The 13,591-nt window shown below is 44.6% G+C and carries 12 protein-coding genes; 3 read left to right on the top strand and 9 right to left on the bottom strand.

The window, feature by feature from the left end; translation table 11 throughout:
* Positions 1-31 precede the first annotated feature (31 nt).
* The gene (ppsA, locus tag ORJ00_RS11715; protein WP_306139943.1) at positions 32-2,407 is read right to left on the bottom strand and encodes a phosphoenolpyruvate synthase; all 2,376 of its coding nucleotides are present in this window, start codon (positions 2,405-2,407) and stop codon (positions 32-34) included.
* A 135-nt stretch (positions 2,408-2,542) separates the two neighbouring features.
* On the opposite strand from ppsA, the gene ppsR reads away from it, so the two are divergent.
* Entirely contained in the window at positions 2,543-3,352 is an 810-nt protein-coding gene (gene ppsR, locus ORJ00_RS11710; RefSeq protein ID WP_306126702.1) for a posphoenolpyruvate synthetase regulatory kinase/phosphorylase PpsR, read from the top strand.
* Here the strand turns inward: ppsR and ORJ00_RS11705 are convergent.
* The 3 genes from ORJ00_RS11705 to ORJ00_RS11695 all read right to left on the bottom strand — a co-directional run bounded on the left by ORJ00_RS11705 (position 3,349) and on the right by ORJ00_RS11695 (position 6,401).
* Complete coding sequence (locus ORJ00_RS11705; protein ID WP_306126701.1) at positions 3,349-4,416, bottom strand: 2-dehydropantoate 2-reductase; 1,068 nt, start codon at positions 4,414-4,416, stop codon at positions 3,349-3,351. The genes ppsR and ORJ00_RS11705 overlap by 4 nt on opposite strands.
* A 23-nt stretch (positions 4,417-4,439) precedes the next feature.
* Positions 4,440-5,789, bottom strand: a complete 1,350-nt coding sequence (locus ORJ00_RS11700) for a class II 3-deoxy-7-phosphoheptulonate synthase (RefSeq protein WP_027672914.1) — start codon at positions 5,787-5,789, stop codon at positions 4,440-4,442.
* A gap of 138 nt (positions 5,790-5,927) precedes the next feature.
* Positions 5,928-6,401: a low molecular weight protein-tyrosine-phosphatase gene (locus ORJ00_RS11695; protein WP_027672913.1), complete on the bottom strand. Its 474-nt coding sequence runs from the start codon at positions 6,399-6,401 to the stop codon at positions 5,928-5,930.
* 127 nt (positions 6,402-6,528) lie between these two features.
* Here ORJ00_RS11695 and ORJ00_RS11690 point away from each other — a divergent pair, with 127 nt between their 5' ends.
* Complete coding sequence (locus ORJ00_RS11690) at positions 6,529-7,206, top strand: helix-turn-helix transcriptional regulator (protein WP_306126700.1); 678 nt, start codon at positions 6,529-6,531, stop codon at positions 7,204-7,206.
* Here the strand turns inward: ORJ00_RS11690 and ORJ00_RS11685 are convergent.
* From ORJ00_RS11685 to ORJ00_RS11665, 5 genes are read right to left on the bottom strand one after another with little or no spacing between them, the layout of a single operon-like run.
* Positions 7,173-7,967 carry a CsgG/HfaB family protein gene (locus ORJ00_RS11685; RefSeq protein WP_306139942.1) on the bottom strand — a complete coding sequence of 265 codons (795 nt, stop codon included), beginning with the start codon at positions 7,965-7,967 and terminating at the stop codon, positions 7,173-7,175. The genes ORJ00_RS11690 and ORJ00_RS11685 overlap by 34 nt on opposite strands.
* 2 nt (positions 7,968-7,969) lie before the next feature.
* Positions 7,970-8,356 (bottom strand): curli assembly protein CsgF, encoded by a 387-nt coding sequence (locus tag ORJ00_RS11680; RefSeq protein ID WP_027672910.1) that lies wholly within the window; start codon positions 8,354-8,356, stop codon positions 7,970-7,972.
* A 14-nt stretch (positions 8,357-8,370) separates the two neighbouring features.
* Positions 8,371-8,757, bottom strand: coding sequence for a curli production assembly/transport protein CsgE (locus tag ORJ00_RS11675; RefSeq protein WP_306139940.1), 387 nt, complete (start codon positions 8,755-8,757; stop codon positions 8,371-8,373).
* A gap of 44 nt (positions 8,758-8,801) precedes the next feature.
* A complete protein-coding gene (locus ORJ00_RS11670) occupies positions 8,802-10,280 on the bottom strand; it encodes a hypothetical protein (protein WP_306139938.1) in 1,479 nt (492 codons plus the stop codon).
* Between the two features lie 21 nt (positions 10,281-10,301).
* On the bottom strand, positions 10,302-10,703 hold the full coding sequence (locus ORJ00_RS11665; protein ID WP_027672907.1) for a minor curlin subunit CsgB, nucleation component of curlin monomers: 402 nt from the start codon (positions 10,701-10,703) through the stop codon (positions 10,302-10,304).
* Positions 10,704-10,987: 284 nt separating this feature from the next.
* Here ORJ00_RS11665 and ORJ00_RS11660 point away from each other — a divergent pair, with 284 nt between their 5' ends.
* The gene (locus ORJ00_RS11660) at positions 10,988-13,465 is read left to right on the top strand and encodes a S8 family serine peptidase (protein WP_306139937.1); all 2,478 of its coding nucleotides are present in this window, start codon (positions 10,988-10,990) and stop codon (positions 13,463-13,465) included.
* The last annotated feature ends 126 nt before the right edge of the window (positions 13,466-13,591 follow it).

The following is a 13,591-nucleotide window of genomic DNA, read 5'->3' as shown; positions in this document are numbered from 1 at the left end:
AAAAAGCCCCGCGATTTGCGGGGCTTTACATTTACTTACCGTATTTCTCGGCCAGATATAGCCAGGTTTCAAGTACCGTATCCGGGTTTAGCGAAACGCTATCTATACCCTGTTGCATTAACCACGCCGCGAAGTCTTCATGATCTGAAGGCCCCTGCCCGCAAATACCAATATACTTACCTTTGGCTTTACAGGTTTTAATGGCCATCTCTAACAATTTGTAAATGGCGGGGTTACGCTCATCAAACAGATGTGCGATAAGGCCGCTATCACGGTCTAAACCTAGCGTTAACTGCGTTAAATCGTTTGAGCCGATTGAGAAACCATCAAAGTATTCAAGAAACTCTTCTGCCAATAATGCATTGGACGGTAACTCACACATCATAATAACGCGCAAACCATTTTCACCGCGCTTTAAGCCATGCTCGGCAAGTAAATCAATTACGCTACTTGCTTCGCCAAGCGTGCGAACAAACGGGATCATCACTTCAACGTTAGTAAAGCCCATAACGTTTCGAACCCGCTTTAACGCCTCAACTTCAAGCGCAAAGCAGTCGCGGAAGTCTTTAGAGATATAACGAGACGCGCCACGAAAGCCAATCATCGGGTTTTCTTCGTGCGGTTCGTACTGACGTCCACCCACTAAGTTCGCGTATTCATTTGATTTAAAATCTGACATACGCACAATGACTTTTTGCGGTGCAAAGGCACAGGCTAGCGTTGCAATACCCTCTGTTAACTTGGCAATGTAAAACTCGACAGGGTTTTCATAACCGGCAATCATTTCACTAATGGTGGCTTTAAGTTCCGGTGTTTGCGCATCAAAGTTTATTAGCGCTTTAGGATGCACGCCAATCATACGGTTAATAATAAATTCAAGTCGGGCCAGACCTATGCCGGCATGCGGCAATTTAGCGAATGAAAACGCCCGCTCTGGGTTGCCTACGTTCATCATAATTTTTAAGTCAAGCTTGGGCATTTTATCAACACGGCTGCTAACTATTTTGTAGTCTAACTTGCCATCGTAAATAAAGCCGGTATCGCCCTCAGCACAAGATACGGTGACCTGCTGACCTGTTTTAATTTTGCTGGTAGCATCACCACAACCTACTACGGCAGGAATACCCAACTCACGGGCAATAATGGCCGCATGACAAGTTCGGCCACCGCGATTAGTCACAATGGCTGAAGCCCGTTTCATGATGGGTTCCCAGTCGGGATCAGTCATATCGGTAACCAGAACATCACCCGGTTGTATTTGGTCCATTTGCTCAATGCCTCTAAGCACTTTTGCCGTACCACTACCAATACGCTGGCCAATTGCCCGGCCTTCCACTAACACCGGCGCACTACCCTGTAATTGGAAACGCTCCATGCTGTTGCTGTCTTCGCGGCTTTTAACGGTTTCCGGCCGCGCCTGCACAATATAAAGTTTGCCGTCGTTACCGTCTTTGGCCCATTCAATATCCATGGCGCGGCCATAGTGCTGTGCAATTATAACGGCTTGTTTTGCCAGTTCTTCTACTTCGGCGTCGGTTAACGAAAACTTGTGGCTGCGCGCAGTGTCAATATCTACAATTTTTACTTGCTTACCATGGCCCTGTTCGCCGGAGTACACCATCTCTACTTTTTTGCTGCCTAAATTTCGTTTTACCACCGCCGGGCGGCCTGCAGCCAGTGTTGGTTTGTGCACATAGAATTCGTCTGGGTTAACAGCACCTTGCACGACCATCTCACCTAAGCCATAAGATGATGTAATAAATACCACCTCTTCAAAGCCTGATTCAGTATCAATACTGAACATTACGCCAGACGACGCTAAATCGGAGCGCACCATTTTCTGCACGCCGGCAGATAATGCGACACCTCTATGGTCATACCCCTGATGTACCCTGTATGAAATGGCACGGTCATTAAACAACGAGGCAAAAACATGCTTAATGGCAACAATCACGGCATCATAACCGCGAACATTTAAAAATGTTTCTTGCTGTCCGGCAAAAGAGGCGTCGGGCATATCCTCAGCAGTAGCCGAAGAACGCACGGCAAAAGACACATCGTGCGAGGTGTCGGGATGTAATTGCTGATAAGCGTTACGAATAGCTTGTTCTAATTCCGGCTGAAACGGGGTGTCGATAACCCACTGGCGAATTTGCTTACCCGCCTTTGCCAGGGCAGTAACGTCATCGACATCCAGTCCGTCTAACAGCTGATAAATTCGCTCGTTAACACCACTTTGCTCAAGAAATTGGTTAAAGGCATAGGCTGTAGTCGCAAAGCCGCCTGGTACCTGTACACCGGCATTCGCCAGATTACTGATCATCTCACCCAATGACGCATTCTTACCGCCTACACGGTCTACATCATGCATCCCCAGATTTTCGTACCAAATCACAAATTCTTGCACAGTTCGTCTCCATTTTGTTGTGAGGCGTGTAAGCTTACAGCTAGCATTACATAGCAAAACAATTTTACACTGGCGTCAGCATGAATTAAAACCTTAATTTTCAATGTAATTTTATAACAACAAAACGGAGCAACTGTGCGAGCAGCCTTTTATATTTCTGATGGAACCGCTATTACCGCTGAGGTGTTCGGTCATGCCTTACTTACTCTATTTCCAGCACAATTTGAACATATAACCATACCATTTGTTGAAACCAATGAAATGGCAGAGCAAGTGAAGCAACGCATAAACGATCGTTATAAAACCACGGGGGAACGCCCTTTAATTTTTCAAACCTTTGTTGATGACAATCTCAGACAAATTATTAATAGTAGTGACGGCGTCTGCTATGACTTTCTTAATGCCTTTGTAGAACCACTTCAACGCGAGCTTGGCGTAGCACCCGTGCCAAAAACACACCGCACGCACAGTATTCACGAACAAACCTATGACTTTCGTATCGATGCTGTAAACTTTGCTTTGGCGAATGATGATGGTTCTAATTTAAAAAACTATGATCAAGCCGATATCATCCTGGTGGGTGTTAGCCGCTCAGGTAAAACCCCCACTAGCCTGTATTTAGCTTTGCAATATGGCATTAAAGCCGCAAACTATCCGTTTGTTGAAGAAGATATGGAACAATTACACCTGCCCGATGTTTTGCAGCGCAATAAAACTAAGCTATTTGGACTTACCATTACACCAGAGCGTTTAAGCCAAATCCGTGAACAGCGGCGGGCAAACAGTCGTTATGCATCGATGCGACAATGCCAACTTGAACTCAACGAAGTTGAGAAATTATATACCCGTGAGCAAATTCCGTTTTTAAACTCTACCCATCTTTCTATAGAAGAAATATCAGCGAAAATTATCGCTAAAACGGGGCTGAAACGTCGAAAATATTAGGCGTGTTGACGTATTTTTTTCAACAAAGTCTGCGTACTTTGCGGATGAAATGTGCCCATTTCTAACTGTTTTATGTAATCTACCAGCACACTATTTGCCGGTGTGGGCAGATGATAGTGCTGCCCAAGCCGCATTACAGCACCATTTAGAAACATAATTTCAGTCCGTTTTTTTGCTTGTATATCATCCCACATAGACGAGCGCGCAGCAGGATCTATCGCTAACAATACGTGAGCAATACGCTTAAAAATAGATGTAGGCATGCGAAGTAACCACGGCAGCAAAGTATTGGGTAGCAAAGTGTAACGCAATGGCTTTACGCCAGCCTGCGCACAAATGGCCAACCACTCCTGCATAGCAAGGGCTAAGATTAATCGGCTGTCACGGTCTAGCAATTGTTGTTTCAGCGGTATATCAGTTATCGCATTTAAGGCGTTATTTAAATTCAACAGCAGCTTGCCATACTCGGCAGCAGTGATATCGAGACACACGTCTACTGACAATTTTAATCGGTTAAATACAGCAATGACATAATTAACCAACTTATGCGTGTTCTGTTGCCAGATAATGTTGCCAGCAGTTGCCTGCTGAAAATGTCCTGCTTTGGGCTTAATAACATTAAAGGGTATTATGGCGCGTAATATAGGATTGGCGATGTCTTGCGATAGCATTTCAGCAATACCAATACCGTTTTGCATGGCAACGACGGGTATCTCAGGCCGCAAATAGCGTTTTAACTCTAGCAGCATTGGCACTAACGCATTCGCTTTTACCGTTAATAACACCAGATCACATTCAATTAAGCTGCTGAGTGAACTGTAAAATGCGACCGGCTGAGCAAAGTAATGGTGCTGACGATAAGATGAGGCGCGCAAACCATGGGCGGCTAGTTCCAAAGCCATGGTTTCTCTGCCAAAAAATTTTACGTCCAGAGCGCTGTCCTGACATAAATAGGCACCTAAAAAACAACCTATACTGCCAGCACCAACGACGCCAACACAATAACGTTGGCCAGCAGTTGCTTGCTGGCCACGATGATTATCTTGCTGTTGACCTGATTGCACCGGCGCTCCTTGTGAGCGCGTGATTATTTACGCGCTGTGCGCAAAGTATCGGCAATTAAGAAGGCTAATTCCAGTACCTGATCAGCATTTAAACGTGGATCACACTGGGTAAAGTAACGTTTGCCTAAATCATTTTCACTTAAACCATAGGCGCCACCCGTGCACTCGGTAACATGTTCACCGGTCATCTCCAGATGAATTCCACCAGCATGACTGCCTTCGGCTTTGTGAACAGCAAAGAAATTACGGATTTCACGCAATATGGCTTCAAAATCACGGGTTTTATAATCGTTACTGGCTTTTACCGTATTGCCATGCATTGGATCAGAACTCCATACAACTTTGCGCCCTTCTTGTTGTACACGTCGCACTAAAGCAGGTAATTTGTCTGCCAGCTTATCTGCGCCCATGCGCGTAATAAGTGTTAAACGGCCTGCTACGTTGTTGGGGTTTAATGCATCTATTAAACGTATAAGCTCATCCGGTTGCATGCCCGGACCAATTTTCACACCCACTGGATTATGAATTCCTCGAAAGAATTCAATATGTGCGTGATCCAATTGTCGCGTACGCTCACCTATCCACACCATGTGTGCAGAGCAGTCATACCAATCGCCGGTTAATGAATCACGCCGGGTAAGGGCTTCTTCATAATTGAGCAGCAAGGCTTCATGCGAGGTATATAGTTGAGTTTCACGGATTGACGGCGAATTTTGCCCGGTAATACCACAAATCTCCATAAAACGTAGTGCTTCCTGAATTCGCTGTGCTACATCTTGATAGCGCTCTTTCAGCGGGTTGGATTCCACAAAGCCCATATTCCATTTACTGACCTGATGCAAGTCTGCTAGTCCGCCCTGTGCAAAGGCGCGCAATAAGTTCAGTGTAGCCGCAGAATGATGGTAAGCCGTGGTTAACCGGTTTGGATCGGGCTGACGCGCCGCGTCGGTAAACTCAAAGCTGTTGACGATATCACCACGATAGCTAGGTAATTCCACCCCATTAATGGTTTCCATATCGCTGGAGCGGGGCTTGGCATATTGGCCAGCCATTCGCGCCACTTTCACCACGGGTAAACCACCAGCAAACGTCAACACGACAGCCATTTGCAGTAGTACTTTAAACGTGTCGCGAATTTTAGGCGCATTAAAATCGTTAAAGCTTTCGGCGCAATCACCACCTTGCAGTAAAAAACCCTGACCTTCTGCAACTTGTCCAAGCTGACTAAACAAATCCCGCGTTTCTTGAGCAAAAACCAGAGGCGGGTATTTATGTAATTGCTGTTCAACAAGTTGCAACAATTCCCGGTCCTGATAGCTTGGTTGCTGTTGGATCGGAAGGTTGCGCCAGCTTTGAGGCGTCCAGGTGGTCACGATGATGTTCCTTTGTTTAATATAGTGCCAGCAAGTTATAGACTTCTGGACGTAAATTCAATGCCGACTTTAGCATAATCTATGACATTTTCTTATCAGCAAGAATTTCTGTACACGTTTTAGCCAAGTATGCGACATTTAATCTGACTGTTGCTTTAATTGTTGTAGCAAACCATCACAGCCCTGTTCAATTAATTTCAATACCAAGGCAAAGCCTCTACTGCCACCATAATAAGGATCAGGTACCTCGCTGATGGCCGGAAATTCAGGATGATATTGTAAAAACAGTTTGATTTTATGCTGTAGTTCAGCTGGGCAACGTGCTCTAAGGGCTTTCAAATTGTCGTTATCCATAGCAAGTATTACATCGTAATATTCAAAATCGGTATCCTGTACCGGTCTTGACACAATGCCACTAAATACATAACCAGCGGCAACACCTTCTCGCTGACTTCTAGAGTCAGGAGATGCACCACGATGCGAAGCGCTTGTGCCTGCCGATTCTATTTCTACCTGCATATTGTGATCTGTAATTTTTTTTTGCATTACGGCATGTGCCGTAGGTGAACGACAAATGTTCCCCAGGCAAACAAATAGTAATTTAACAGTCATACCAACCCCACGTCTAATTGCCAATTATGCTAGCATGGTTTAAACAAACCGTTAAATGGTTGCATTAAAATTATGCCCGGTACAGTATAGGCACTATCGATATTCGCAGTTCGCAGGAGTATATCTGATGGATAAGTTTATGAAACTTATCGTACTTACCGAGCAAGAGTCACAGCATAGTTTAACCTTGCTGGCACAATCAGTTGGTATTTTGGTTGAACAGAAATCAAAAGTTGAACTGTTATATGGTGGCACCATTAAACCAGGCACCCTGATCGCTTTTCCTTATACTAATATTGACTGGAACAAAAAAGGCATGTCAGCCGAACTACAATACCTGTTGCAAAAATCAGCGGTGTTCTTGTTTCAAACTGAAAGAATGTTAGTAGACCCGCTTCAAGCGTTACACGCAGGACTTAGAGGCGTTATTTATCGTGATGAGCAACTGGACCGCGTGCTCACCGGGCTTAGAACCATGATGCTTGGCGAACTCTATTTTGCCCGCTCTGTTATGTCTCAATTAGTCGATCAGCTTTTGGCTTTAAAAGTAACCGCTAATCAAGATGCACTTAGTCTTCCAGAGAACAGCCTACTGACAAAACAAGAAAAGCGGATTATTCAGTTAGTCGCTGAAGGTGCCCGTAATAAGGAAATAGCGCTAAATTTGAACATCAGTGCACATACCGTTAAAGCACATTTGTCGTCTATATTTCGAAAAACACATGCTAGAAACCGGGTAGAGCTGCTGCGCTGGGTGCAACAGCCGTTTCGTCAAGATCCTTCTGCCCCATTTAGGCTTAACTGATCCTCTGCCCGCCAGAAACTGCGTTTTTGCCCTAGTGCAATGAGTTCAATTACGGCAGATTCCATAGCTTGCTTCACACAATATTGTACAGGCTCGTTGGTTGAGTAACCGGCTTCCACTTCTGCCAGCCTATTTAATGATACGTAGCGAAACAAGCCTGCCCGTAACTCTTGAGAAAACACTTTTTTATTTGCTGACACAGATAATAGTACCTGACCACTATGCACATCTATTACGCGTAAATACACAGTTACTTGATCTTCCCGGTACAATTCCGACGCACCGATGCCAAAATACTCCGCACCAATACCGCCGGTACTCAGGTTGGTTTCATAGCTAATAATCCCGCCTTCAAACAACAACCTCGCTTCTTTTAACGGTGGCAACTCGGTCAATTTTTTGTTTGAGCCGTGAATTTTGCGCTCTGTCAGAAGGTTTTGTAGCCCTTCACGTTCCAATGGCGCAAACCAGCCAGACTCCAGCAAAATTTGAGTTAACACCGATGTAGCGCCCTGAGTTACTGCAGTTGAAAAACTCGAGACATTAGCTTGAGGCTTATATTGTCCGGTTTGATCACGAAATGCATACACCGATACCGGGATCGCAGTTCTTGGACGCCCTTGCTGCTGAAGTTGAGTCATCATAGCGCTTTGTGGATTAATACTAGCAGGTGAAATATTAATATCTGGCTTTGGTAATAAAGAACAGCTACTTAACACTAATGCGACACTGATAAAACAAACGACGTTATGTAATCTCATCGTTAGCCCCCTATCGCAGGAATGGTAATGATGGTGACTTCGCCAGTTTCAAGGTTAGTGATGTTTACAATAACGCTGCCATCTGTGCCGGTATTCACTTCAACCAGAAACTCACCTGTGTTATACACGCCTTCCACTAACTCGCCATCAGCAATACGACGTGTTAGCGAGTTAATGATGTTACGCTCTAAGGCATCCTGAAACTTATCGATAAAAGACAGTCCCACCGTTTCAGCTTTATGAGCGTTCTGACTTTGTGCCTTCTGCAGTAAAAAATTACCATTTAGCGGGTTGCCGCCAAAACTGGGATTAATCGGCGTGTAAACTATTTCAGTTGCACTAACATAATTGCACGCTAATACAGCGGCTAGCAGTGATATCACCTTCATTATTATTCCTTTTACTACTGGTCGTCGACGCTTTCGCCAAGCATTTTACTGGCTTGAATGTTTGCCAATTCATTAATACTTAACAACACCGCTTGTTCAGCCATTTGTTTAACGTCGTTATAACGACGACCAAAATAGGTTTGATAAATGCGTTTTTGGTTCATTTCGACCCAAAGTAAGGTCCCTGATTGAGGGTAAACTTGTTCATAGATAACCACGGTAACGCCCTCAGTTGATGGCATATCCCGCCAGTAACCGGCGTAATAAAAAGTGAAGTCTTTACCAAAACGAGATATAGACCGATCGAGCACCATTCCGCCAAGCTCAATGTCATCTGCCTGAGACGAAAAAGAGCAAGTAAATATCAGTACTGAAAATATGACCTTAGTGAAGTATTTCATAGCATTAATGCATAAAAGCGGCTTGCGCCGCTTTTATGCTTAACTTAGTTCTGAACAACAATGGCGGTATTAAAATCCCCAATTTGAGATACCGACATCATATTTCCATCACCGCCCTGTGCACCCAGCACAAGGTTGTCGCTACCTTGCTGTGTTACAGATAAGCTGCCGTTATTGCCCGACAGTGCAAAATACCCGTCGTCACCGGCAACCCAGTTACCATTACCATTTTGCAGTATATCTAATGTATTACCGTTACCCGCAACCAATAAATCTACCAAATTAATGTCACCGTTCTGTTCCACATCAACGGTACTTCCGGTAACTGCCATTTCGCTGTTAACAAATAAATTGTTTTCATTGCCGCGCTGTTGCACCATGACATTATTGTCGTCACCAATAATTTCAACGACAGCGGTGTTATCGTCACCTACTTGCTGCAGGTTGCCGCTGTTAGAAACCCCGATTAAGGCCAAACCACCAGCGTTATTGTTACCACGGCTATAAATCACGCCAACGTTACCGGAACCTGTCAACAGCATTTCACTACTATTGCCATCTCCACGCTGCTGAATTTCAATGTTATGAGCGTCACCTTCAGTAGCAAACGTTGCAGCGTTTGTATTTCCGCTTTGCCACACATCAACCTGATTGTCGTTACCACTTAACCCCAGCGGGGCTGCAACAACATTGCCATCTCCACGCTGATCAACCAATATCAGGTTCTGCTCACCGGCAAGGGGTTGCAATGTAAATTCGTTGGCATTACCTGTTTGCAAAACATCAACCAAATTGTCATTACCCGCTACGTCTGTCGCAATAAAAACGTTTGCACTACCTTCCTGTGCCACAAAGAAGTTATTGCTGTCGCCAGTTAGACCAACAACCCCCCCGACGTTACCATTTCCCATTTGCTCAGATTCAAATGTATTGCGGTCGCCACTAAGATTGAACATCCCCGCTTCATTGTTATCTCCGGTCTGTTGGCTTAGCAGTTCGTTATCGTTACCCACAAAACCCGCATTAACCCAGTTAGCGTTTCCAAGCTGCTGAATTTCTGTGTTGTTGCCATTACCATCCAGTGAAATTATCGCCTCGTCCTGGTCTCCATTCTGCATAAGTAATGTTGAGTTATTTGCACCATTTAGCGTAAGTTGGGCGTCGTTAAAGAAACCATCTTGTGACAGCGTTACGTTGTTGTCATTGCCGTTAATGTCTAATGAGGCAATGTGCCAGTCTGCAAGTTGGGTAGTGTCAACCTGATTATTGTTACCCGTAACGTTATTGTATGATTCAAGCCAGACACCATCTTGCTGTACAACGTTACTGTTAGCAGAACCATTTTGATTTAAAGAAAGTACATTGATGTCACCGGCTTGGCTAACGTTTGCAATATTGCCTTCCGTTGCTGGCGCTGATGTCTGATTGATAACCACTTCATTATTTGCGGCTAAGGCCGGCGCACTAACAATTAATGCTATTGCCAAACCAAGCATGTGTTTACGTGAAAAATTCCGATTCATAAAATGCTCCCTAGCTTATTTTTAGTATTGAATAACTGAAATTGTGGCACCGACACCTGACTGTTCAATAGTAAAATGTCGGTCACCCCACTGTTCAACCTGAATAAGGTTATTCGCCCCATTTTGAATAACCTCAACAGAGTTGTTATTACCATACTGGGTTATGCCAGCATGGTGCCCAACCCCGGTTTGTTGTACTACGATCTGGTTTAATACACCTTGTTGTAACAGCACAGCATACTGGCCTTGGCCTGACTGCATAACATCAGCAACGTTAAGATCGCCAAGTTGAGTTATGTCAACCCCATTGGCTAATGCATGCCGCTCAAGCAACGACGTTAATTGTACTGAGACCTCTGCATAGCCATGCGAGGCAAAGCCCAACATTGCCAGCATTAGTAACATCTTTATTTTATTAATCACTCAAACACCTTAACGTTGTTGCAACAAATTCTAGGCTAAAGCACCGTAAAAAAGCTGCAATAGGACAAAATAACTATTTTTCAATTCGTAATTAACTAGCATGAATTATTATATATTCAAAAAATCATTATTTTAACCATTACTATTAACATAAACTACACCTTTGTGCTTAATACTTTTGGGTTATTTTCAATCATTTGTTTAACATAAGTTAACATTCGTGCTATCCCTTATTGTGCTAACAAAAAAGGCATATATTTAACAAACCATTAATTGGGGTAATTATGACGCAGAAAAAAACTCTAACACTTGCTATCGCAGCAGCGTTGTTATCTGGTTCAGCACTGGCAGGCACTACTGCTACGGACGATTCAATTTTAGTTATGTTTAAACACGGCGTATCAAAACAAGAGCGACAAGCGCTTATTAAACAAAACGGTGCAAGTTTACGTCAGCTAGACGCTCAGGGTCGCGACGTAAAAATGCGCTATATTGCTGATGGCCGTATTGTAAAAGTATCGGTGCCTAAAGGAGCAGACCGTGCAAGGCTGATAAAAACACTAGCAGCACATCCGGCTGTTGAGGTTGCTGAACCGGATTACCCGTTACATGCACTGGCTATACCGAATGATCCGAGGTTCAATGAATTGTGGGGTTTGAATAACACTGGCCAAAGTGGTGGTACAGCAGGTGCGGATATTAAAGCGGCTGACGCCTGGGATATCTCTACCGGCAGTCATGACATCATTATTGGTATTATCGACACCGGCATGGATTACAATCATCCTGATTTAATTGATAACCGCTGGGTTAACCCTGGTAACTTACCCGGTAGCACCTACGGCTATTCAACACTTAATGATGAGCAAGATCCGATGGATAGTGACAGCCATGGTACTCACGTTGCCGGCACTATTGGCGGTTCAGGTAACAACGGTGTAGGAGTAAGCGGCGTTAACTGGAATGTTACACTGTTGCCATGTCAGTTTCTGGGGCCAGACGGCGGTAGCACAGCCGGAGCTATTGAATGCATCAACTACTTTACTGATCTTAAGCTGAATTATGGTGTTGATATAAAAGCGACAAATAACTCATGGGGCGGCGGCGGCTTCTCTGAAACACTGCGGGCCGCTATTGAATCCGGCGGTGAAGCTGGCATCTTATTTATCGCAGCATCGGGAAATGACGGGGGCAATGCGGACTCTGCTCCTATGTACCCTGCCGCCTATGATCTTGACGTTATCGTGTCTGTAGCATCAACAGATCGAAACGACAACATGTCTGGCTTTTCAAATTACGGTGTAACTTCTGTTGATTTAGGCGCGCCTGGCTCTGATATTTTATCTACTGTACCTGGCAATGGCTATGCAACCTATTCTGGTACATCGATGGCGTCACCCCATGTTGCAGGCGCAGCAGCACTTCTCTGGTCGGTTAATCCGGATCTAACGGCAGATGAAATGAAAACCATTTTGATGGAATCAGGTGACAGCCTGGTTGCTTTAGAAGGTAAAACGGTCTCAGGTAAACGGCTAAATTTAGCCAATGCGATGGTAGAAGCCGATCCAACGCCGTCGTTTAAATTGTCATTGTCACCACGTAATCAACAAATTACTGCTGGCGATGCAGCACAGTATACGCTCAATATCGGCAATGTTGCAGACTGGATGGGCGATGTTGCACTCAGTGTTGACGTTACACCAGCGCTTAGCGGTGTTAGTTTATCTGCAACAACAGCACAACCAGGACAAGCGCTAACATTGGATGTGGTTACATCAGCCAGCACGGCTTGGGGTAGTTATCAGTTCACTGTAACCGGTACTGATATCGCAACAGGTGAACTGGTTAAATCGGTTAATGCAGGTTTAAATGTGCAGCCACAAGGTTTGCAAGACTACCCTTACAACAACGATACCCCAGTCGCAATCCCGGACAATGATCCTACAGGTATTAGTAGTGTCATTAATGTTGCGCAAGAAGGTACAGTATTTGGTACAAATGTTGGCGTTAACATTACGCATACGTGGCAAGGTGATCTATTGGTAACATTACGTTCACCACAAGGCACTGACCATATATTACATAATCGTACTGGCGGCAGTGCAGATGATTTAGTACAAAGCTGGCAAATTGATAGCTTCGACGGTGAGACAATGCAAGGCGACTGGACATTGTTTGTCTCTGATAATGCCGGTGCCGATACGGGTACACTTAATAACTGGAACCTGGTACTGACAGCGCTACCTGATGGTGACACCGGGCCAAATCCTGTTGCCCCTGAGGCAGATTTTAGTTTTGTAACTAGCGGTCTTAACGTTAGCTTTAGCGATCTATCTACCGATGTTAATAATGATATCAGCAGCTGGAGTTGGGAGTTTGGCGATGGCAATGTGTCAACAAGTGCAAGCCCACAACATAGCTATGCAGCCCCAGGTACCTATCAGGTTAGTCTGATGGTTACTGACAGAACCGGCCTTACCGATAGCAGTATGAAAATGGTTAGCGTGACAGAGTCTGACGTTAGCATTGACCTTACTTTACATCGTTCAGTGCGCACCAGAACCGGTTCAACCATTGTAGATTTACGTTGGACAGGAACGGCAGAAACCGTTGACATTTATCGTGACGCTGCACTAATAACTACCACAGATGCTAACGGGAGATATCGTGATCGATTCAACTCGCAAGCCGCTACCACTACGTATAAAATTTGCGTAGCGGGAACAGACAGCTGCTCTGGCGATCTGGTTGTTAATTTTTAACGTATTGTACTAGTACGTAAGGTTAAAGCGGCTTTGGCCGCTTTTTTTTGGGTTGCAGTTCTAAGTCTGCAAGGTACTATAGCTCCCTGCTTTACTGATAAACCATCCCGAAGTAGTAAGGATTAG

The sequence above is a fragment of the Rheinheimera baltica genome (genome assembly GCF_030731985.1).
Taxonomy (GTDB): domain Bacteria; phylum Pseudomonadota; class Gammaproteobacteria; order Enterobacterales; family Alteromonadaceae; genus Alishewanella; species Alishewanella baltica.
Note: the sequence above shows the minus strand (reverse complement) of the source record. Positions and strands in the feature narration are given on the sequence as shown.